13 protein-coding genes are annotated in these 21,900 nt (G+C 70.1%); 9 read left to right on the top strand and 4 right to left on the bottom strand.

Features of this window, described 5'->3' with window-relative positions:
• Window positions 1-167 precede the first annotated feature (167 nt).
• From HUW62_RS21335 to HUW62_RS21325, 3 genes are all read left to right on the top strand, one after another.
• Window positions 168-416 carry a helix-turn-helix transcriptional regulator gene (locus HUW62_RS21335; RefSeq protein ID WP_163864446.1) on the top strand — a complete coding sequence of 83 codons (249 nt, stop codon included), beginning with the start codon at window positions 168-170 and terminating at the stop codon, window positions 414-416.
• Between the two features lie 190 nt (window positions 417-606).
• On the top strand, window positions 607-4,587 hold the full coding sequence (locus HUW62_RS21330) for a serine/threonine-protein kinase (RefSeq protein WP_240356241.1): 3,981 nt from the start codon (window positions 607-609) through the stop codon (window positions 4,585-4,587).
• Window positions 4,588-4,719: 132 nt separating this feature from the next.
• A complete protein-coding gene (locus HUW62_RS21325; RefSeq protein ID WP_240356240.1) occupies window positions 4,720-6,057 on the top strand; it encodes a serine/threonine-protein kinase in 1,338 nt (445 codons plus the stop codon).
• 6 nt (window positions 6,058-6,063) lie between these two features.
• On the opposite strand, the gene HUW62_RS21320 is transcribed toward HUW62_RS21325, so the two are convergent.
• Window positions 6,064-7,443 carry a sigma 54-interacting transcriptional regulator gene (locus tag HUW62_RS21320; RefSeq protein WP_163864444.1) on the bottom strand — a complete coding sequence of 460 codons (1,380 nt, stop codon included), beginning with the start codon at window positions 7,441-7,443 and terminating at the stop codon, window positions 6,064-6,066.
• A 33-nt stretch (window positions 7,444-7,476) separates the two neighbouring features.
• Here HUW62_RS21320 and HUW62_RS21315 point away from each other — a divergent pair, with 33 nt between their 5' ends.
• Window positions 7,477-8,868 (top strand): MBL fold metallo-hydrolase RNA specificity domain-containing protein, encoded by a 1,392-nt coding sequence (locus tag HUW62_RS21315; RefSeq protein ID WP_163864443.1) that lies wholly within the window; start codon window positions 7,477-7,479, stop codon window positions 8,866-8,868.
• Window positions 8,869-8,877: 9 nt separating this feature from the next.
• Here the strand turns inward: HUW62_RS21315 and HUW62_RS48865 are convergent, their stop codons facing one another.
• Window positions 8,878-11,931 (bottom strand): hypothetical protein, encoded by a 3,054-nt coding sequence (locus HUW62_RS48865; protein ID WP_255203553.1) that lies wholly within the window; start codon window positions 11,929-11,931, stop codon window positions 8,878-8,880.
• 15 nt (window positions 11,932-11,946) lie between these two features.
• On the bottom strand, window positions 11,947-14,325 hold the full coding sequence (locus HUW62_RS21305; protein WP_176435457.1) for an FdhF/YdeP family oxidoreductase: 2,379 nt from the start codon (window positions 14,323-14,325) through the stop codon (window positions 11,947-11,949).
• 234 nt (window positions 14,326-14,559) lie between these two features.
• Here HUW62_RS21305 and HUW62_RS21300 point away from each other — a divergent pair, with 234 nt between their 5' ends.
• The 5 genes from HUW62_RS21300 to HUW62_RS21280 all read left to right on the top strand — a co-directional run bounded on the left by HUW62_RS21300 (window position 14,560) and on the right by HUW62_RS21280 (window position 20,542).
• Entirely contained in the window at window positions 14,560-15,744 is a 1,185-nt protein-coding gene (locus HUW62_RS21300; protein WP_176435456.1) for a BON domain-containing protein, read from the top strand.
• Window positions 15,745-15,915: 171 nt separating this feature from the next.
• Window positions 15,916-17,571 (top strand): urocanate hydratase, encoded by a 1,656-nt coding sequence (gene hutU / locus HUW62_RS21295; protein ID WP_163864440.1) that lies wholly within the window; start codon window positions 15,916-15,918, stop codon window positions 17,569-17,571.
• Between the two features lie 14 nt (window positions 17,572-17,585).
• Window positions 17,586-18,326, top strand: coding sequence for a hypothetical protein (locus tag HUW62_RS21290; RefSeq protein WP_163864439.1), 741 nt, complete (start codon window positions 17,586-17,588; stop codon window positions 18,324-18,326).
• Between the two features lie 4 nt (window positions 18,327-18,330).
• Window positions 18,331-19,596: an imidazolonepropionase gene (gene hutI, locus HUW62_RS21285; RefSeq protein ID WP_176435455.1), complete on the top strand. Its 1,266-nt coding sequence runs from the start codon at window positions 18,331-18,333 to the stop codon at window positions 19,594-19,596.
• Between the two features lie 88 nt (window positions 19,597-19,684).
• Window positions 19,685-20,542, top strand: coding sequence for a class II glutamine amidotransferase (locus tag HUW62_RS21280; protein WP_163864437.1), 858 nt, complete (start codon window positions 19,685-19,687; stop codon window positions 20,540-20,542).
• Window positions 20,543-20,545: 3 nt separating this feature from the next.
• Here HUW62_RS21280 and HUW62_RS21275 read toward each other — a convergent pair whose 3' ends face one another.
• Entirely contained in the window at window positions 20,546-21,886 is a 1,341-nt protein-coding gene (locus tag HUW62_RS21275; RefSeq protein ID WP_176435454.1) for a hypothetical protein, read from the bottom strand.
• Between the last annotated feature and the right edge of the window lie 14 nt (window positions 21,887-21,900).

The following is a 21,900-nucleotide window of genomic DNA, read 5'->3' as shown; positions in this document are numbered from 1 at the left end:
CCGCCAGCGTGGGCATGGCCCGGGCAGGCGCCCACCCCCACTCCGGTGCGCCCCTCCGTTGGCCAAGGGCCGAGGCACCATCCCCCAGGGCCCCATTCACTGTTGGAGGCCATGCTTCGGACCGTGGCCATGTGGTGAATTGGGTGACGAGCGGGCCGGATGGCGTCATGCTCGCGTCCATGAAGACGAGTCGCGCGGAAAGGGCCGAGGTGCTCGGGGCGGCACTGAAGGCCGCCCGCCAACAGGCGGGGCTCGGCGTGGAAGTCGTGGCCGAGCGCCTGGAAATGCCCCCGGAGGTCCTCTCCAGGGTGGAACGCGGAGTCATGGTACCGACCATCTCCACCCTGACGCGGTTGTGCGTCATCCTGAAGCTGGATCCGGACACCCTCCCGGACCTCCCCGAGATGAGTGACTGAGCCTGGCCCGGGTGCGCGCCGGGAGGCGGCCTGACGGCCCCACCGACGTCCCCGGAAGCGGTGGCCGTTCCCCGGTGGGAGGCTTCCGTCCGCGCCGCCGAGAGGCGATGCTGCGACGGGCCCGCACGCACGTCGGACTTCCCTCCCCTCGCCGCCATCGATGCGCTGTCCCTCCTGCCATCGTCGTGTGGTGGATAGCTGTCCCCTCCACCCCACGGCCGCGCTTCCGCCGCGCACGCCTCCGGCCCTCCCGTCGGACGTTCCCGGCTACCACGTGGGCCGTGCCCTGGGCCGAGGAGGCTTCGGGCGGGTCCACGCCGCGCGCCGGGAGGTGGACGGACGGCACGTGGCGCTCAAGGTGCTGGAGCCGCTCGCGTCCGAGCGCCTGGCGCGGGAGCTGGAAGCGCTCCGCCGCATCGGTCCCCCCTTCACCCCGGAGCTTCTGGGGGAAGCGCGCACATCCGAGGGTGAGCCCGTCATCGCGATGGAGCTCATCGAAGGCCAGACGCTGGCGCGGCGGCTGGCGGAGCTGCCAGGGCCGGGCGCCCTGCCATGGGACGAAGCGCGAGCGGTGATGGTGGCCCTGGCGCGGGCCCTCGCGCGCGTGCATGCCGCGTCGGTGGTGCACCGGGACTTGAAGCCCGAGAACGTGATGCTCGCTGGTGAGCGACTGGTGCTCGTCGACTTCGGGCTCGCGCGCGTGGGAGCCGCCCAGGACGAGGCCCCTGCCCCCACCGTAACGAGGACGGGGCAGCGACTGGGCACCCACGAGTACATGGCGCCCGAGCAGTGTCACGACGCGCGCATCATCGACGCGCGTGCCGACCTCTACAGCCTGGGCATCGTGTACTTCGAGCTGCTGTGCGGCCGGCCGCCGTTCGTCGGTGAGACGGCTTCGGTGCTCCAGGCGCATGTCTCCCGCAGGCCTCCCTCACTCGCGAAGCTGGTGCCGTCGGCCATGCCGGATGAGGTAGAGGCGCTCGTGGCTCGCCTGCTGGCGAAGGCTCCCGAGGAGCGGTGGGCCTCGGCGTCGGAGGTGGCTGATGCGCTCGAACGACTGCCGATGATTGGGCAGCACACCAGGGTGGAGCAGCGACCCGCGGGTGGAGGTGTCGAGAGCGGCGGAGCTTCCGCGCGGAGGAGCGAGGCCAGCCCGACGGGGTCGCGGGAGATCGCCCTGCTGGGCGTGAGGACCTCGCTCGACGTTCCCACTTTGCACGGGCACCTCTCCGGCATCGGCGCGGAGCTGGCGCGGGTGGAGGCGGGGCTCGCGCTCTTCGCGTTCCCTCATGCGACGGACGTGGAAGCAGGCGTGCGAACCGCACACAAGGCCGCGGAGGCGCTCGCGAGCGTGTTGCCTCCGGGCTCGACGCGCGCGGTGCATCGAGCGCTCCTGCGTGTACGGGAGCGCGGTGGTCGGCTGGTGCTGGGTGGAGCCGCGCTCGAACACGTGGAGCGCTGGTGGCCAGCGTCCCCCGTCGTCGCCAACGTCCAGTCGCAGACCGGAGAGGCCGAAGCGTCCGGACTCGATGCCGCGCACACGTCGTCCTCTGCTCTTGCCGAAACGCTGCCCCTGACTCGGGATGGCGCGTCCGGCCTCGATGTCGCGCACAGCTCGATGTCTGCCTCCACCGAAACGCTGCTGCTGACCCCGGAGGCGAGGGCCAGCCTTGGGGAACCCGAGCCCGGACGCACGCCGACTCCCACCACGGAGCTGGAGCCTCCGCGTGCCGCCTCTCTGCGCGGGCGCGACGGTGAGCTGAAGTGGCTGCGCGAGGGTGTGACGCGAATCAGCGAGCGCCGCGCGCCGCTGCTCCTCACGTTGCTGGGCGAAGAAGGGCTCGGCAAGACGCGACTGCTCACCGAGTTCCATCGAGAGCTGTTGGACGCGGGCGCGGCCTCCAGCGTGCTCGTGGAGGCCCACCGCGACGAGGCCAGCGCGACCGAGAGCGGCCTGGGAAACCTGCTCACCACCGTGCTGGGAATCGCGCCCAGCACGCCGTCCGACGAAGCCGTGAAGCTCCTGCTCCAGGGCGCGGGCCTCACGCTCGACTTCGCCACCCTGCACCCGGCGGCGCGGCGGCAGCACATCGCCCGAGCCCTCGCATCCCGATTGCGCCAGCTCGCTGAAGTCCGGCCCCTGGTGCTGCTCGTCGACGACGCGGAGACGTTGGACCCCACGGCGCTGGATGCGCTGGAGCTGGCCACGCTCGCGGGCGTTCAGGCGCCGCTGTGCATCGTCCTCGCGGGCCGCCATCGCCTGCTGGGCCTGCGTCCCTATCTCGGCGAGCGCTCCGCCGACACCGCGCGCCGGGAGCTGGCGCCGCTGGAGGACGGAGCCGCGAGGGATGTGCTGCGCGAGCTTCTCCATCGCGTGGACGTGCCCGCCGAAGAGACGCTGCGCGAGTTGGTGGAGCGGTGTGGCGGGTCACCCCTCCGACTGGTGGAGCTGGTCCGCGCACTGCGGGCGGCGGGGGCCATCCGGACTCGCCTCGGAGGCGGCGGCTACCTCGCGGCCGAAGCGCTGGATGCACGAGGCCTGGACAGCCCGAGCCCCGACGAGCGGATGGCGGTGCGCGGCCTCGCTGCGCTCCCGTCCGGACTGCGCTCGCTGCTGCAGGTGGCGGCGGTGCTGGGCGACGACGTGCGCTGGGAGGAGCTGTCCACCACGCTCTCGCTCCTGGAGCAGGAAGAAGACCTGGACCTCTCGATGGACCCGGGCGTGGGATTGGAGCGCCTGGCGCGCCTCGGGATGGTGGAGGCTCGAGGCCCCCGACGCTGGCGCTTCGAGCACACCACCCTGCGCGAGGCCTTCGCCGCGCAGCTCCCCGCGCCCCTGCGTCGTCGCATCTGCGGCGCCGCGCTGACCGCCCTCCCCGATGTCCCCACTCCGCGCAGGGCTCGCTGGGCCGAGGCCGCCGGGGAGACGCTCCTCGCGCTGGAGCTTCACCATGCGATGGCGGAGACCAGCCGGCGCGGGCACCGGCTGCTGGAGGCGGAGCGCCACTACTCGGCCGCGCTGTCCCTGCTCCCGAGGGACCACGAACTACGCAAGCTGGACCTGTTGTCGGGGCGGGGCCGCGTTCGCTATCGGCTCCAGCGCATCGACGACGCACTGGAGGACCTGCGCGAGGCACGACGTGTCGCCCACGCCCGTGGCTCCGTGGTGAGGGAGGCGGACCTGCTCCTGGAGGAAGCCACCGCGCTCGACTGGCGTGATGACACGGAGGACGCCATCACGTTGCAGGAGCAGGCCCTGCGACTGCTGGGCGATCCCGTGCCCTCCGAGATGGCTGCGCGCCATGCGATGGCTCGCGCCCGGGTCTTCGTGCGGCGCGAGGACATCACGGGCGCCATCACCCCGCTGGAGGAAGCGGTGACGCTGGCACGCGCGACTCGCGACGCGGAGACCGAAGCCATCGCCCTGGCCATGCTCGGCGCGATGCTGGGATGGACGGGACAACTCGAGGACTCCGAGCGGCGCTTCAACGAGGCCATCTCCCTGTGCGAGTCCACGGGCGACACGCTGCACCTGGGCGTCACGCTCAACAACCGGATGGTGCTGCACGTCCAACGGCGCGACGCGGCGGGCGCACGTCGAGACTTGGAGCGCGCCGTCAGCCTGGGACGCGAGCTGGGCAACGTGCAGATTGAGCGGACCTCCGCGTTCAACCTCGCGCTGCTCCTGGGCTACCAGGGACATGCGGCGGAGGCGTTGCCCCTCGCCCGTCGCGCGGGAGTCCTCAGCCAGCGGTACTTTCCGCGCTCCATGGCGCAGGACGCGCTGCTGGTGGCGCGCCTGTGCTGTGAGGTGAAGGACCTGGCGGAGACGGCTCGGCAGCTCGCGTGGTTGGAGGAGTCGACGTCGCTCGCGGGCATGTCCCCAGCGGACCAGCTCATGGCCTCCGTGGTGCGGCGCGTGGTCGATGAATCGCTGGGTGAACGCCCCTATGCCCGAGCCTTCTGGGAGGACCGGGTGGACTCCGCCAGGACGCGGATGACCCCGGACGAGCGGATGGAGGTCCTCGTCTGGGCCGCCCGAGCCGCCCGGGCGGCGGACGATGACGAAGCCCTGCGCGCCCGAGTCGCCGAGGTCGAGGACATCGCCCACGAGGCACCGCTGTGGACCGAGCGCGTGCGGGGGCTCGTGACAGATGGGCTCGGGAGATAGAGGGTCCAGCGGCGGACGGTGCGAGTTCGGCCCGGGCCACTGGTCGGATGGCTCCCGGCGGGGCGCTCGTGCCAAGCAGGGAGGGGAGGCGGGAGGAGCCCGGCCCGTGCTAGCAGGAACCGTGGAGAGTGGATGGCGGAGATGAACGAGCGCGATGGCGCGGGGACCCAAGGCCAGGTCTCGCTCTACGGAGACGAGCTGGAGCCGGGCGCCCTCGTCGGTCCCTGGGTGGTGGAGGCCCGAGTCCACTCCGGCGTCACCGCATCGCTCTACCGTGCCACACACGTGGACACGCGAACCCTCGCGGCCGTGAAGGTGGTCCGCGCCCACTTCAACCACGTGAGCGAGGTCCTCAAGCGGTTCAAGCAAGAGGCCGACACGCTCCAGGCGCTCCACCATCCGCACATCGTTCGCGTGCTCGAATACGGAGAGCTGCGCGACGGACGTCCCTGGCTCGCCATGGAGTGGCTGGAGGGCGAGAGCCTGGACCGATGGCTCGCGCGCCGAGGGCCCTTCTCGCTCGCGGAGGCCCACACGGTGATGGAGGAGCTGGGGAGCGCGCTGGCCCAGGCGCATGGCCAGGGCATCCTGCACCGTGACTTGAAGGCCCAGAACGTCATGCTCCTGCCGCGCGCGGAGGGCTTCACCGTGAAGCTGGTGGACTTCGGCATCGCCAAGGTCGCGCCCGTTGAAGGCAGCGCGGGCCTGACGAGCGCGGGCGCGGTGCTGGGCACTCCCGTGGCCATGGCGCCGGAGCAGATTCTCGGACAGGCCGTGGACGCGCGCGCGGACCTGTATGCGCTGGGAGTCCTCCTCTACCAACTGCTCACCGGCAAGCTCCCCTTCACCGGCGCAAGCGCGGTCGAAATCGAGGAGCAGCACCTGCACGCACCTCCACCGCGGTTGGGTGAGAGCGTGCGCGTTCCCCAAGGACTGGAGGCCCTGGTCCGACGGTGTCTGGCGAAGCGGCCCGAGGAGCGCTGGCCGGATGTGGCGACGTTCCTCTCGGCGCTGCGCTCCTCGCTCACGTCCGTGGACGAGGCGACGTGGGCCGCGGGGCTCTACCTGGACCTGCGCTTCCGCGAGTCACTCGAGGACCCTTCGGACGAGGCCATGGACGCGAGGGACGAGGCCCTGGAGTGGAGCCGCGCGCTGCTGGAGTCCTCGGGCTGGACGTTGGCGATGGAAGGCGGCAATGCCCTCCTCGCATGGCGGGAGCTTCCTTCCGAGTCCTCGGCACGGGACGTCGAGCGCGAGGGGTGTCGCAAGCTGGCTCAGCAGCTCCTCGGCGGAGCGATGGGGCTCGCGGGCGACGCGCTCGAAGCGCGGCTCTATCTCCATGCCGCGCCTGGCGAGCCCTCCACGGACTCGCGGGGAGGTCGGCGACTGGTGGGCGGCCTGCTGTCCCGGCTCGAAGGCTGGGCCACGGGGGGCACGCCCGGCGTGGTGGCGGAGCGAGCCACCGACTGAGGTGGCTCAGGTCCGCAGGCCGCGTCGTCGCAGCAGTCGGTACAGGTACACGCGGTCCATGTCGGCGGCGGTAGCGGCCTGCGACACCTTGCCTCCATGAAGCTGCATCAGCGCGTCCAGGTACTCGCGCTCGAAAACCTCGAGGGCCCGGCGACGCGCCTCCGCGTACGGCTGCTTCGGGTCCACCATGCTGCCGAGGACGCCCTGCGAGCTCACCTGCTCCGTCGTGGGCGGCATGGCGTCCTGGAACACGAGGCAGCGCTCCAGGTGGTTTCGCAGCTCACGCACGTTGCCGGGCCACGCGGCGTGCTGGAGCTGGTCGATGAACTCCGGCGTGCTCAGGGCCGCGACGTGCGCGGGCTCGGCGCCGAACGCGGCGAGGATGCGCTCGGCGATGAGGGGGATGTCCTCGGGGCGCTCGCGCAGGGAGGGAATGAGGATGCGCACCACCGCGAGCCGGAAGAACAGGTCCGGCCGGAAGCGGCCCGCGTTCACCTCCGCGCGCAAGTCCCGGTGGGTCGCCGCGATGACCCGCACGTTGACGGGCTGATACGTGTTCGCGCCCAGGCGGCGAATCTCGCGCTGCTCCAGCACGCGCAGGAGCTTCGGCTGGAGCTCGGGCGGAAGCTCCCCCACTTCGTCGAGGAAGATGGTGCCACCGTCGGCCTCTTCGAAGGCACCGATGCGCCGCTGGAGCGCGCCGGTGAACGAGCCCTTCTCGTGGCCGAACAGCTCGCTCTCCAGCAGGTTGCCGGGAATGGCGCCGCAGTCGACGGTGAGGAAGGGGCCGGCCGTGCGAGCGCCCGCGCGATGGATGGCCAGGGCAGCGCGGCTCTTCCCCGTCCCCGTCTCGCCTTCGAGCAGCACCGTCGCGTCACTGGCGGAGGCGCGCTCCATCAGCGCGAAGCTCGCGCGGGAGACGACGGAGGTGCCGACCAGCTCACCGAAGAAGGTGCGCTCGGAGATCTGGAGGCGATTGCTCTCGGGACTGAAGTCGAAGCGCACGCTGACGCGGCCCAGACGCAGCACGCTGCCGCCGCGCAGGTATGCCTCGCGGATGTGGACACCGTCGAGCACGGTGCCGTTGAGACTGTCCAGGTCCCTCGCGCGCGCGCCCTCGCGGTCGACCCGCACCTCGCAGTGGAAGCGCGAGACGGTGGGGTCCTCGATGACGAAGTCATTGAGGGCATGCGAGCCGATGGAGAAGGTATCCGCGTTGGAGTCCTTGGTCTGCCCGGGCTGCGGGCCCTCCAGGACGGTGAAGCGGAAGCGACGGACCGCGCCGGTGAAGCCAGGGCGGCCGGAACCGGTGGGCCGAGTCTGCTGGGCGTCCTCGCCCTTGGAGGGGGTGCGGTCCGCCCCGGGAGGCCGCTCGGAGATGCTCATGGGCGCCCCACGCTAGCACGGTAGGATGCGCCCATGGCCTCCCTCCATTTTCTCGGTGCCGCTGGAACGGTGACGGGCTCGAAGTTCCTCCTCGAGCATGACGGCAAGCAGGTCCTCGTGGACTGCGGGCTCTTCCAGGGCCAGAAGGAGCTGCGACAACGGAACTGGGAGCCGCTGCCCCTGCCTGCTCGGGACATCGACGCCATCGTCCTCACGCACGCCCACATCGACCACACCGGCGGTCTCCCCCGGGTGATTCGCGAAGGCTACAGAGGGCCCATCTACACCACGCCGGGCACCCGCGACTTGACGGCGTTGCTGCTCCCGGACTCCGCGCACCTGCACGAGGAGGAGGCCCGCTACGCGAACAAGGAGGGCTACTCCAAGCACCGCCCCGCCCTGCCCCTCTACACGGTGCCCGACGCCGAGCGCGCGGTGGAGTTGATGGAGACCTTCAGCTACGAGCGGCCGAAGGAAATCCTTCCGGGCATCACCCTCACCTTCTACCGGGCGGGCCACATCCTGGGCTCGGCGGTGTGCGTGTTCGACTTGAAGAGCACGCGTCAGCGCGTGGTCTTCAGCGGGGACCTGGGACGCTACAACGCGCCCATCCTGAGAGACCCACAGAGCGTGGACTCGGCCACGACGCTGGTCGTCGAGAGCACCTATGGCGACAGGCAGCACCGCGACACGAAGCCCGTGGATGCGCTGTGCGAGGCGGTGACGGGCGCCTTCGACCGCGGAGGCGTGGTGGTGATTCCCGCGTTCGCGGTGGGACGCACGCAGGAGATTCTCTTCCACCTGCGGAATCTGGAAGAGGCGAAGCGCATCCCGGAAGTGGATGTGTTCGTCGACTCGCCCATGGCATGTGACGCGACGCCGCTGTACCTGATGCACCCCGAGGAGCACGACCTGACGATGAAGGCCATCGTGGAGCGCGGGGCATCTCCGCTGGCGACGCGACGGACACGGTTCGTCACGTCCGCGAAGGAGAGCAAGGAACTGAACCAGCACCGGGGCCCGGCGGTCATCATCTCCGCGTCCGGCATGGCCACGGGTGGACGGGTGCTGCATCACCTGAAGCACCGCCTGCCGGACCCGCGCAACACGGTGCTCTTCGTGGGCTACCAGTCCGTGGGCTCACGAGGTCGGCGGCTGCTGGATGGCGAGAAGGAGACCCTCATCCACGGGCAGCGCGTGCCGGTGGCGGCGGAAATCCAAACGGTGAGCGGCTTCTCCGCGCATGCGGACTGGACGGAGACGATGCGCTGGATGGAGGGCTTCGATTCTCCGCCGCGCCAGACGCTGCTGGTCCATGGTGAGCCGGAGGCACTGGAGGCGCTCCGGCGACGCGTGCAGGCGAAGAGCTGGAACGCCTACGTGCCTGGCTACATGGAGAAGGTGGAGCTGGAGCTGGCGGTCTGAGGCTGTCGGCTAGGACTTCTCGGTGCGGGTACCCGTCCGCACCAACCAGCGGACGATGAAGTCCGGTCCGTTTCTGGCGTGACCGGACACATGCTCCAGCAACGAGGGCCGAGCATCCCCTGTCCAGAGGCTCACGAAGTCGTCCATCCACCAGTGAGCCAGGGAGCGCGCTGCGCGAGCCACCGTCTCACGTGACACTTCGGACAGGGAGCGCTGGTGTTCCATCAGCTCGCGCACGAGCCGGGCCGGGAGCAACCAGCACTCGGCGCGAGGGATGGGCGGCACGAGGAAGAGACAGAAGGCCGCGTCGGTCCGAGAGAGCATCCCGTCGAGCTGCTCACGTCCGAGCTTGAAGTGAGGCAACCACTGTCCTTCACCGCGCTGTTCCAGCTTCACCACCTGCACGAGCACCGCGCGCTCCGTGCGCACGAAGCCGTCGACATTCGCTTCGAGGATGAAGGCCACCTCGGGTCCGGTGGTGGCGCGCGTGGCCGCGCCCTTCGCGCCCCGCTTTCTCTTCGACGCGCGTGGACGAACTGGGGCCTCCGTCGGCGTTGCCTCCTCGACCCATCGTGACTCAGCGGCGGAGGTCGTCACCGGAGCGAGCAACGGAGGCAGTGCATCCGTGCTGTCGGGTGGACCCTCGACGGGTGTCACCGGTGAAGTCTGTGCTTCTTCGGCTCCATCGGACGCAGCAACGTCAGCGAGTGACTCCGCTTCCCGGAGGTCCGGTGCGAGCACTTCATCCGGTTCCCCGTCACGAGGAGCCACATCAGCGAGCGGCTCCGAAAGTGACCCCACTTCCTCAAGGTCCGGTGCGCCAAAATCACCTGGTTCACCATCGAGAGGAGCAACTTCAGCGAGCGATTCCGAGAGTGGCCCCACTTCATGGATGCCCGGTGCGCTCGCATCACCCGGTTCACCCTCAGGAGGAGCAACATCAGCGAGCGACTCCGAGGGGGGTTCTGCTCCCTCGATGTCCCGCGCGCTCATTCCGCCATCGGACGCGGAGACAGCAAGAGTGCCGTCCTCGGAAGGACCTGCCGCCCAGCCGTCCGCCACACTCGAATCCTCTAGCGCGGCCTCGTCCGGAGTGGAGTCTGAGTGCGCCGTCACTGACGGCTGCGCATCCTCCGCCACGGTTTCGTCGTCGCGCGCGGTAGCAACCCCGCTTGCCGCGACGGCTCCCGAACCCTCGATGGTGGCAACGAGCTCATCCACCACACCACGAACCTGCCCCTCCGTCAGAGGAAGCGGATCCTCGGGCACGAGGTCCGCCACGCGGCGAACCGTCAGCTCGAAGTCCAGCGGCAGAGGCTGCCCCTGCGCCAGCAAGGTCAACAGGTCCGCCTTCACGCGGCCCATCTCCCCGCTCAGCCCATCCAACAGCGAGGCCACCAACTCTCCCGTGTCCTCGCGGAACCGCTCCGGGTAACGCGTGGCGAAGTCCGTCTCCACCCGAGTCACCGCGCCCAGCAACAACTCCTCCAGGTCGCGATCTCGCAGCCACGTCCGCCCGGCCAGCGGCACCGCACGAGTCACATGCAGATGCCGCAACGCCTCCGTCAACGAAGCCGGAGCCACGGCCCCCGTGGGCTTCACGGCGGGCCCTTCCTTCCCCGTGCCCTGGAGCCACCGCTGCAACGTGCGCACCCGCAACCGGACCCGCGATGACGGGTGGTCCTTCAGCTTTCGCACCTGTCGTCGGTCCGTCTCCGTGCGCAGCAGCGACAGCACCGTCAGCTCCGCCTCGGACGACGCCGCATCCGGCGCGCACCACAGGAAGAACTCGATGGCCGCCTTGCGAAGCATGGGCTTGCGCCCCACCCGCTCCGCCACGTCCTCGCGCCACGCCGCCAGCTCATCCATGCCCGGTCGCGCATCCACCGCCACCAGACGAGGCCACAGGTCCGCGCACTCCTCCGCCAACCAGCACAACTGCACGAAGCCAGGAGCCAGGGGTTCCAGCTTCGCCCGAGTCCGCTTGCGCCGCTCGAACGCGTCCGCCAGGCCCTTGCGCACCGCCGCGCGAAACAGCCGCTCCTCCAGCCACACCAGCGCCAGCACGAGCCCCGGCTCACCCTTGCGCAGCGTGGCCTGACAGTGGTCGAGCACGAAGCGCACGGGCTCCAGGCTCGCCGCCACCTCGAAGTCGCTGCCGACCAGCGCGCCCATCGCACCGCGCAGCCCATCCACCGGCGGCGCATCGAACCGCGCGAGCAGCTCGCACAGGTTCTCCACCACGGACGTCGGCCCGCCCACCTCCAGTGTCCGCGCCAGCAGCAAACCCGCGCGAGCACACCACTCCGGCTCCTTGCGGCCATTCGGATAACACGCCAGGAAGCCGCGCATCGCTCCGCGGCCCTCCGGTGACGTCGCCAGGGCGAACAGCCGCTCGGCCAGGACCTCGGAGGCCTCCTGCCACGGAATCCGCGAGGCGCGCGTCCGGATGAAGTCCGCGAGCCTGTCCCTGCCCGCCTCGGCGGTCGCCGGCAGGAGCGCGCGAAGCTGCTCCAGCATCCCGATGGCCTTCGCGCCGGTGGCCATCACCCGCTTGAGGTCCACCTCCACCGTGTCCTGGAAGCGCAGCGCGCGCCCATCGAACGTGCACGACACGTCCCCCACGAGCGTCGCCAGCGAGTCCGGATGCCGCTTGAGGTAGCGCGTCAGCACCGTCGACACGGAGTCCTCGGTCTCCCGACGAATCCGCGTGGCGACCTCCGCGTCTCCCGCCGCGCGCAGCACCTCCAGCATCTGCGTCCGCCGCGTCAGCAAGCGCTCCAGCAGCCCGGTCGGCGGCGCCGCATACGGCCACAGCAGCTCGCTGCACGAGCCCACCAGGAACAACAACTCCGCGAGCCCTCGTTCCCCCGAGGCAACGCGCTCCCACGCCGCGAGCTGCGCCTGGTTGCGCTCCTCCAGCGAGGCCCCTCGCACCCATAGCGCGAAGGACTCCGTCCATTGCGAGGACGCCGACACCGCCTCCGCATCGGGCGTGCCCGACACTCCCTCATAAAGCGGCCGGATCGACTCCGGCCACGCGGCCTCACCGGACGGCTGCATGCGCGCTCACGGTCCTCATGAAGTCGAACCCTCTGCCAGGGCTGGCGCGTCCACGGACGGCGCCACGGTGATGACCACGGACTTCGACGCGGGGGTGCGACTCTTCTCGGCGTAGCTGTCCACCGGCACCAACACGTTCGTCTCGGGGAAGTACGTCGCCGCGCACCGGCGCGGAATGTTGTACGGCACCACCACGAACCTCCGGGCCACGCGCTTCTCGTCCCGGAAGTGGCTCGTCAGGTCCACCACCTGTCCCTCGGTGAGCCCGCGCTCCTGGATGTCCTTCGGGTGCATCAGCACGACGCGCCGCCCACCGCGAATGCCTCGATAACGGTCATCCAGGCCATACACCGTGGTGTTGAACTGGTCATGCGTCCGCAGCGTCATCATCAACAACTTCCCGGGCTCCAGCTCCTCGCGGGGCATCGCGTGCACCGTGAAGTGAGCCTTGCCGCTCGCCGTCGTGAAGCGCCCCTCGCGAGGCCCGTTCGGCAGGAAGAACCCCGCGGGCTCGCGGACGCGGCGATTGAAGTCGCCGAAGCCCGGGATGACTCGGGCAATCAAGTCCCGGACGCGGTCATAGTCCTCCACCAGCGACCGCCACGGCACCTTCGAGCGAGAGCCCAGCACCGCCGTGGCCAGCCGCGCGACGATGTCCGGCTCACTGAGCAGATGCTCGGAAGCCGGCGCCACCGCGCCGCGCGAGGCATGCACCACGCCCATCGAATTCTCCACCGTGACGAACTGCGCCCCACCCACCTGCACATCCCGCTCGGTGCGACCCAGGCACGGGAGGATGAGGGCCCGGCGCCCATGCACCAGATGCGCGCGGTTGAGCTTGGTGGACACATGCACGGTGAGGCGCGTGCGTCGCAGGGCCTTCGCGGTGAGCTCCGTGTCGGGCGTGGCCGACAGGAAGTTGCCGCCCATCGCGAAGAACACCCGGACCCGGCCCTCGTGCATGCCGTGGATGGTGTCCACCACGTCCAGGCCATGGTGACGCGGAGGCTCGAAGTCGAGCTCCCGGGCGAGCGCATCCAGGAACTCGGCCTTCGGCCGCTCCCAGATGCCCATGGTGCGGTCCCCCTGCACGTTGCTGTGGCCACGCACCGGACAGACGCCCGCGCCGGGCTTGCCAACGCTGCCTCGCAACAGCGTGAGGTTGACGATCTCCTGGATGTTGGCGACCGCGTTGCGGTGCTGGGTGAGCCCCATGGCCCAGCAGAAGATGGTGCGCTCGGACCGGGCGAGCAGCTCCGCCGCCGCGAGAATCTGAGCGCGCGGGACGCCACTGCGCTCCACGACGTCGTCCCAGCTCACCTCCGCGATGTGGGCCACGTACGCCTCGAACCCGAGCGTCCTGTCCTCGATGAACGAGCGCGCCACCACCGTGCCGGGCTTCTGCACCTCCAAGTCCAACAGCGCCTTGCCCAGCCCCTGGAGCAGCGCCACGTCGCCGTTGATGCGCACCTGGAGGAACTGGGTGTTGAGCGCGGTGCCCGGGCCGATGAGCTGGAACACCTCCTGCGGATGCTTGAAGCGATTGAGGCCCGTCTCCGGCAGTGGATTGATGCTGACGATTTCGCAGCCCCGGCGCGCGGCGGCCTGGAGCGTCGTCAGCATGCGCGGGTGGTTGGTGCCCGGGTTCTGGCCGATGACGAAGATGGCCTGTGCCTGGTCGAAGTCCTCCAGCGTGACAGTGCCCTTGCCGATGCCGAGCGTCTCGCTGAGCGCGGTGCCGCTGGACTCGTGGCACATGTTCGAGCAGTCCGGCAGGTTGTTCGTGCCGAACTGCCTCACGAACAACTGGTACAGGAACGCGGCCTCGTTGCTGGTGCGTCCGGACGTGTAGAAGCACGCGGCGTCCGGCGTCTCCAGCGCGTTGAGTTCTTCCGCGACGAGCGCGAACGCTTCCTCCCACGAGATGGGCGTGTAGTGCGTGGCGCCCTCGCGGAGCACCATGGGGTGCGTGAGGCGGCCCTGCTTGCCCAGCCAGAAATCGGACTGGGCGCACAGCTCCGCCACGCTCCACTGACGGAAGAAGTCGGGCGTCACGCGCTCCGTCGTCCCCTCCTCCGCCACCGCCTTGGCGCCGTTCTCACAGAACTCCGCCACCGAGCGATGTCCCGGGTCCGGCCACGCGCACCCCGGACAGTCGAAGCCGTCCTTCTGGTTGACCTTGAGCAGCAGGCGCGTGCCACGCACGGCCCCCATCTCGCCCCAGGCGTGCTTCATGGTGGAGATGACGGCGGGAATACCGCCAGCGACTTCGGACAGGAGGCCGACCAGGGGAGCCTTCGACTCCTCGGGTGGTTGGACGGGAGGAAGCAGCGGCGTCAGCGCCGAGGCCGATTCGCCCTGGGTCTCCTCTTCGTCCCGCTGTACTTCGGCCATGCCCCGCCCTCCAGGTGCCATGCGGACGTCCGCCCGACCGTGGCGCGCCCGAGTCTACCGCTCCCGGGCCTCGCGGGTACGTCTGCTCGACGCCGCTCCTTCACGGACCTCATTCCCGCCCGGCCCGCGCCCGGACAGCCAACGGGGCAAGGCCGCGTTGCCAGCACCGCGCACGGTCAAAACCCTCTGGAGACAGGGACCAAGGGCGAGCCGATACGCAAGGAGACACAAGCCATGAGCAGGCGCCATGAGGACTCCGGCAGGCGAGGCGGAGAGCGACACGGTCGAGGGGCGGCACCCCACGACGAGCATCAGGGGAGGCACCCCGCGGGCAGAGGACAGGACGAACCGCGAGGCCCACCCCGTCATGAGCACCACGAGCACCATGCGAGGCCGGGCCGCGACTCCCACCGCTCCGACTGGGATGGGCGCCGCGACTACGAGCACCCCTCGAGGGACTTCGCTCGCGACCTCGACAACCGCTCGATGAGGGGGGACCGGGACACGCTCGACTACGAAATCGACCGGGACTTCAGTGACGCCGCGAGGGAGCTGGACAAGGCCCGCGAGTACGGCCCGGATTACGACCGCGAGCGCGAGCTGGACCGCCGTGCCCGACTCCTCGACCCGGAGCGCATCGCCCGGCGACCGGGCTTCAGCCCCAGCGGCACCTTCCGCGCCCTGGATGAGGGCGCCGAGAGAGACCCGCGCATCGGTCGGACCGACGAGCGGCTTCGACGAAAGAGCCCCTCAGAGGAGAGCAGCCGCCCCGGTCCTCGTGGAGCGCCACCCATCGCCCATCGCCAGGGGGCCGTGGGACAGGGACATTCGCGCTACGAACCGCGCGGCTCGGATTCGTGGGACGAGCCCGAGGCGTGGATGGATGAGATGCGGGAGCTGCGGCCTCGCGACCGGCCCGCCGAAGCGGACGTGCGACTGGGCGGCACCCAACCTTCGGGCCATGGACCGGGCATCGAGAACATGGCCCCGCCCCAGTTGGGATTCTCCACGAGCATGTCGCGCGGCGATGACCATGACATGGGCCATGGAGGCTTCCTCGGTGGCGGCTACCGCCCCCGTACCGCGTCACCTCCCACGGGCAAGGGCCCTCGGGGCTACCAACGTGGGGACGACCGCATCCGCGCGGACATCTGCGACCAGTTGATGCGCGCGTGGATGGACTCCTCCGACGTGGACGTCCAGGTGGAGGGCGGCGTGGTGACGCTGCTCGGCCGAGTGCGAGGCCGCGACGAGAAGCGCGCCATCGAGGACGTCTCCGAGGCCGTGCTCGGCGTGAAGGAGGTCCTCAACCACCTGCGACTGAACCGGAGCGAGGGGGCGCGGCCCCCACCCGCGTCCCAGGAGCCGCTCAACCCATCCGAGCAGACCTCGGACGAGGACGGCTCGCTGCACTCCTGATGTGGGCTCGGCCTTCCGCGTCATGAATCGGGGCCCGTCCTCCCCTGGGGGCGGGCCTTTCGGGCCTCCAGCGGACAGTGGGGCATGGGGCCTCACGGTGCTGTCCCCGCGCCGCGCGGGTTCGGCTAGTGTGCCGGGCCTTTCCGCCAGCCACACCTCAGGAGCCTGTTCATGTCCCGCGTCATCCGCGCCCCCCGTGGTTCCACCCTCTCGTGCAAGGGATGGGTCCAGGAGGCCGCGCTCCGGATGTTGATGAACAACCTCGACCCGGATGTCGCCGAGCGCCCCGAGGACCTCGTCGTCTACGGCGGTACCGGCAAGGCCGCTCGCGACTGGCCGTCCTTCGACCGCATCGTCTCCAGCCTGCAGAACCTCTCCGACGAGGAGACGCTGCTCGTCCAGTCCGGCAAGCCCGTGGGCATCTTCCGCACGCACCCGGACGCGCCGCGCGTGCTCATCGCCAACTCCAACCTCGTGGGCCGCTGGGCCAACTGGGAGCACTTCAACGAGTTGGAGAAGAAGGGCCTGATGATGTACGGCCAGATGACGGCCGGCTCGTGGATCTACATCGGCACCCAGGGAATCCTCCAGGGCACCTACGAGACGTTCGCCGCCGCGGGCCGCTTCCACTACGGCACCGAGGACCTCGCCGGCCGCCTCATCCTCTCCGGAGGCCTGGGCGGAATGGGCGGCGCGCAGCCCCTGGCCGCCACCATGAACAACGCCGTCTTCCTCGGCGTGGAGATCGACCCGTGGCGCGCCCAGCGCCGCGTGGAGACGCGCTACCTGGACGTGGTGGCCAAGGACCTGGACGAGGCGCTGGCCCTGGCGAAGGACGCGCAGCAGAAGCGCGTGGGCCGCTCCATCGGCATCATCGGCAACGCGGCGACGGTGTTCCGCGAGCTGTACCGCCGGGGAATCAAGCCGGACTTCGTCACGGACCAGACGAGCGCGCATGACCCGCTCAACGGCTACATCCCCACGGACCTGTCGCTGGAGGCCGCCGCCGAGCTGCGCACCCGCGACCCCGAGGGCTACGTGCGCCGCGCCCGCGAGTCGATGATTCAGCACGTGGAGGCGATGAACGACTTCCAGCGCGCCGGCAGCCACGTGTTCGACTACGGCAACAACCTGCGCGGCCAGGCGCAGCTCGGGGGCATGGAGAACGCCTTCGAGTTCCCCGGCTTCGTGCCCGCGTACATCCGCCCGCTGTTCTGCGAGGGCATGGGCCCGTTCCGCTGGGTGGCGCTGTCCGGAGACCCGGAGGACATCCGCCGCACGGACCAGGTGGTGCGCGAGCTGTTCCCGCAGAAGGCGTCGCTCCAGCGCTGGCTGAACATGGCGGAGCAGCGCGTGGCGTTCCAGGGCCTGCCGGCGCGCATCTGCTGGCTGGGCTACGGCGAACGCGCGAAGGCGGGCCTCGCGTTCAACGAACTGGTGCGCAAGGGCGAGGTGAAGGCGCCCATCGTCATCGGCCGAGACCACCTGGACTGCGGCTCGGTGGCGTCGCCCAACCGCGAGACGGAGGCGATGAAGGACGGCACGGACGCGGTGGCGGACTGGCCCATCCTCAACGCGCTGGTGAACGCGGTGAACGGCGCGTCGTGGGTGTCCTTCCACCACGGCGGCGGCGTGGGCATGGGGTACTCGCTGCACGCGGGCCAGGTCATCGTCGCGGACGGCACGGCGGAGGCCGCGCGCCGCATCGAACGCGTGCTCACCAGCGACCCCGGCATGGGCGTGCTGCGCCACGCGGACGCGGGCTACCCGGAGGCCATTGAAGTCGCCAAGGAGCGAGGCGTGAAGATTCCGGGCATCACCGTGTAGCCTCCGGAGTCGCCATGGCCTACCGCGCGCACTCGAGAGTCGTCCTGTTCCTGGCCCTGGCTCTCGGGGCGCTCGCGGGGTGTGCCCCGACGGCCGTCGGGCCCATGGTCATGCGCCTGGGCCCGGGGTCCGCCGAGCACCGCATCCTCCAGGCCGGCATCCGCTCCGGCCCCCGGCTCAGCGCGCCCATCGCCGGGACGCAGGTGTCCATCAACACCGAGGACCGCTTCCGGGGCGACGACTCCAGCTTCTCCACGCAGCAGTGGGGGCTCGCGTTCGATGCCGCCATGACGTGGCCCCTCACCGAGCGGCTGCACCTGCACACCGGCATCCAGGGCGAGATGTTCCTCCCGCTGCCCCTGCCCGGCTACGGCGTGTACGCGGGTGCGTCCTACTACCTCGGCTCGGCGCAGCTCGGTGTGGCGCCCTCGCTCGCGCTGCGCGGGGCCACCGACTTCGGCATCACCACGAGCCGGGGCGGCCCGGGCACCATGGGCGGCGCGGAGGCGACGTGCGCCTTCAGCTTCTCGCCCGAGCAAGGCGTGTCCGTGGGGCTGGTGCCGTTCATCGCGGTGCACACGCTCGCGTCCCACGGCTCGAGCCAGGGCTCGCTGTATTACGGCGGCGTCGTGGCCGCCCGGTTCAATTGGAGCTGGCTGGAATCGCTGGAGCTGTCCGGCGGGTTCGGTCGGGCGCTGGTGGGCAAGAGCGCCAGCTGGAACGTTCCCATCGTCGGCGTACGCGGAGGTCGTTGAAGCAATGCAAGCGCTGGAGCTGCTGGTCCGCAACACGTCCGAGGTCCTCACCCTGGAAGGCACGCACCGCGAGCCCGCGGAAGCCGCGCTCACGCCGAAGCCCGGCGCGTGCGTGGGCGTGCACGAGGGACGCATCGCCTTCGTGGGTCCGGAGTCGGAGCTGCCCTCGGGCGCCGTGGGCCCCGACACACAGGTGCTGGATGCGGAGGGCGGCTTCGTGGGCCCGGGCTTCGTGGACCCGCACACGCACCTGGTGTTCGCTGGCGAGCGCTCCGCGGAGTTCGACCTGCGCAACCAGGGCGCCACCTATCTGGAAATAGCCAAGGCGGGCGGCGGAATCGTCAGCACCGTGCGCGCCACCCGCGCCGCCAGCGAGGACGAGCTGGTGCGCCTGGCCCTGCCCCGCGTCCAGCGCCTGTTGGAGCAGGGCGTGACGGTGGCCGAGGTGAAGAGCGGCTACGGGCTGGATTTGGAGAACGAGCTGAAGATGCTGCGCGCGGTGCGCAGGCTGGGCGCGCTGACGCCCGTGGAATTGGTGCCCACGCTGCTGTGCGCGCACGCCCTTCCCCAGGAGTACCGGGAGCGCCGCGAGGACTACGTCCGCCTCTGCATCGAGGAGATTCTCCCGGCCGTCGCCCGCGAGGGCCTGGCGCGTTTCTGCGACGTCTTCGTCGAGGACAGCGCCTTCACCGTCGACGAGGCCCGCCGCATCCTCACCACCGGCCGCGCACTGGGGCTCGTTCCGCGCCTGCACGCGGACCAGCTCACCGCCCGCGGAGCCTCCGAGCTCGCCGCCGAGCTGGGCGCCGCCACCGCCGACCACCTGGAGCAAGTCACCGACGCCGGCATGCGCGCCCTCGCCGACGCCAACGTCACCGCCGTGCTCGTACCCACCTCCACGCTCTTCCTGCGCATGCGCCCCTACGCGCCGGGACGTCGACTGCGTGACGCGGGCCTCAACATCGCTTTGGGTACCAACGTGAATCCAGGCTCGGCCATGAGTGAAAACACGGCCTTGGCGCTGGGACTGGCGTGTCTGGAGAACGGGTTGAGCGCGGCGGAGGCCTACTGGGCGGCGACACGCGGCGCCGCGCTCTCATTGGGACTGCAACAACATGGTCGGCTGGCTGTGGGTGATGCAGGCGACCTGGTGCTGTTCAGTTGTGCGTCTTTCCGCCATCTGCCCTACCATTTAGGCGTAGGGCACGCGCGCACGGTCGTCAAAGCCGGGCGTGTCGTGGTCAAGCAGGCGCTGAATTCCTGCGGGTGAAGCGACGTCGTCTGGTGACACGTGCGTCGCACGGGAGGGCAGGAGAACTTCCCGTCGGGGCCGGCCGTTATAAGTACCCATTGCAGCCATGTGCCGACTATTTGGATTCAGATCGTCAGTGCCTTCCGCCGTCCACCCTTCGTTGGTGACGGAGAAGAACTCGCTCCTCATCCAGTCGCGCGAGCACAAGGATGGGTGGGGAATCGCCGCGTACGGCGCGGAGGCGCTCCCGCAGGTGGCCCACGGTGTGGGCCCCGCGCACAGTGACCCTGACTTCGAGCGGGTGAGCAGCCGTGTGTCCTCACACACGGTGGTGGCGCACATCCGGCTCGCGTCGGTGGGCGCGGTGGAGCTGCGCAATTCCCACCCCTTCCAGCATGGCCGGTGGACCTTCGTTCACAACGGCACGGTGCGGGAATTCGCGAAGCACAGCGCGAGGATTGAAGAGCTCATCTGTCCCACGCTGCGCGCGGGCATCCAGGGCACCACGGACAGCGAGCGCTGCTTCTACGTCTTCCTGACCCGGCTGGCCGCCCGGTATCCCATCGCGCATGCGGTCCCCGTGGAGGGCGTCGCCCGAGCGCTCGCGGAGACAATGAGCCTGGTGTCAGCCATCACCGACGAGCCGCTGGTGCAGCCGCGCTCCGCGATGAACTTCCTCGCCACGGATGGCGAGGTGATGGTGGCGTCGCGGCGCAACCGCACCCTCTTCATCAACACCGGTGGCGCGAGCTGCTCGACGGGCGCGCTGCCCGAGGTGGGCACGCGGCTGGAGCAGCTCATCGTCTCCAGTGAGTCGCTGTGCGGTGGGCCGTACTGGACGCCCGTCAACGAGGAGGACGTCATCGGCGTGGACGCCGGGCTCGTCTTCCATCGCTGGCGGGTACCGGAGCTGGCGGGGGACGTTCAGCCCCCCACGCCCGGCCCCACGCGTCACGCGGCCTGAGCGTCAGGGCACCACGGGAGGCTGGAGCTCGCGCAGCGCGGGCACGAGCTTCTCGCGCAGGGCCACGACGCGCTCGAACAACCAGAAGCCGAAGGGTTGGATGTGCTCGGGCGCCGTTGGCTCGTCGGGCAGCTCGGGTTCGAGCTCGCCGAAGGAGTGGATGCCGTACTCCCCTTCTGGCGTCTGGGAGCGCCGGTCGAAGAGGAAGCTCGCGCCGTCGTGCCAGCCGCCATGGAAGACGAGGGCTAGTGAGAGGCCCGGCACGGGCTCATCGAGGTTCTCCGCCAGCTCCTCCACGTTGTACTCGTCGGCGTTGATTTCGAGCACGCACTGTCCGCCACCGCTGACGTTGCCGCTCAGGTGCGTCGTCTCGCCGTTCGCGTGCGCGACGACCCAGGTCGCGGTGCCGTAGCGCCGCGTGAAGTAGTCGAAGGAGGAGCCCGTGGCGTCGACGGCTTCGGGCCTCGTCCATCGCCCGAAGCGCTTCTCGTGCATGGAGCGGAAGAAGGTGCCGCCGTGCCCCATGCGCTCCAGCCGCGCACGGTCTTGCTCGGGGTCGATGAGCTCGATGACGAAATGTCCCTCCGGCAGCTTGTGGTGCAGCTCGGTGAGCAGGGCCACCGCGGCATCCACGGCCTCGCGTGCCGTGTCGGGCCGAGCCGCGCTCGACAGCTCCACCTTCGGCGACTGGGACGGGGGCGCCGGATTCACATGCTTCGCTTGCGGCGTCGAGCACGTGAAGGCGGTCAGTTCCTCCTGCTCCAGCGCGAAGAGCCGCTGCTCCGCCGCGACGAGCGCCTCGTCACGCGTCGGGAACGGGGTGCGCTCCTCATGGGACGTCTTCTCCAGCCCAGCGACGCGCACGGAGACGGCGTGAAGCTCCGCCCCGTCGACGCTCACCGTCTCGGAGCGAATCAGTCCAGGCTGCGTCGAGCGCAGCTCGCGCCGCACCAACCTGTCGGACGACACGTTCCAGCCCAGGCCGGCGTGGAAGCCGAGCCGGCCATAGTGGCTCACCAGGCCGTCGATATCGGACAGGCGCACCCTCGCCTGGGCCACGCGCCCGCCCAGCGTTCCCCGCGTACAGATGGCGCTGTCGTCGTAGACGGCGAGGTCCACGAACAGTCCATCGAGCCGCTGAACGAGGAAGTGCCGCTGGCGCGCCACGGACGGAGCTGGAACGACGTTGAACTCGAACAGCGTCTCCCGACTCCAGATTTGAAGCCGGTACTCGCTGTCGAAGAACCAGCACTCCTCGGGCACGTCGAGCACGCGCGCGCGGTCCCCAGGCGCGACGGGCCGGTTGCGATTGAGTTCGCGAAGCGCCGCGTAGCTACGTCCCATGCGCCACTCCTCCG

The organism is Myxococcus sp. AM011 (genome assembly GCF_013372595.1).
Lineage (GTDB): Bacteria > Myxococcota > Myxococcia > Myxococcales > Myxococcaceae > Myxococcus > Myxococcus eversor.
This window is presented reverse-complemented; position numbering and strand designations above follow the sequence as displayed.

Coding starts and splice junctions, on each gene's coding strand:
- HUW62_RS21335 (WP_163864446.1), top strand. CDS start 168: ATGCTCGCGTCCATGAAGACGAGTCGCGCGGAAAGGGCCGAGGTGCTC.
- HUW62_RS21325 (WP_240356240.1), top strand. CDS start 4,720: ATGGCGGAGATGAACGAGCGCGATGGCGCGGGGACCCAAGGCCAGGTC.
- HUW62_RS21320 (WP_163864444.1), bottom strand. CDS start 7,443: ATGAGCATCTCCGAGCGGCCTCCCGGGGCGGACCGCACCCCCTCCAAG.
- HUW62_RS21315 (WP_163864443.1), top strand. CDS start 7,477: ATGGCCTCCCTCCATTTTCTCGGTGCCGCTGGAACGGTGACGGGCTCG.
- HUW62_RS48865 (WP_255203553.1), bottom strand. CDS start 11,931: ATGCAGCCGTCCGGTGAGGCCGCGTGGCCGGAGTCGATCCGGCCGCTT.
- HUW62_RS21305 (WP_176435457.1), bottom strand. CDS start 14,325: ATGGCCGAAGTACAGCGGGACGAAGAGGAGACCCAGGGCGAATCGGCC.
- HUW62_RS21300 (WP_176435456.1), top strand. CDS start 14,560: ATGAGCAGGCGCCATGAGGACTCCGGCAGGCGAGGCGGAGAGCGACAC.
- hutU (WP_163864440.1), top strand. CDS start 15,916: ATGTCCCGCGTCATCCGCGCCCCCCGTGGTTCCACCCTCTCGTGCAAG.
- HUW62_RS21290 (WP_163864439.1), top strand. CDS start 17,586: ATGGCCTACCGCGCGCACTCGAGAGTCGTCCTGTTCCTGGCCCTGGCT.
- hutI (WP_176435455.1), top strand. CDS start 18,331: ATGCAAGCGCTGGAGCTGCTGGTCCGCAACACGTCCGAGGTCCTCACC.
- HUW62_RS21280 (WP_163864437.1), top strand. CDS start 19,685: ATGTGCCGACTATTTGGATTCAGATCGTCAGTGCCTTCCGCCGTCCAC.
- HUW62_RS21275 (WP_176435454.1), bottom strand. CDS start 21,886: ATGGGACGTAGCTACGCGGCGCTTCGCGAACTCAATCGCAACCGGCCC.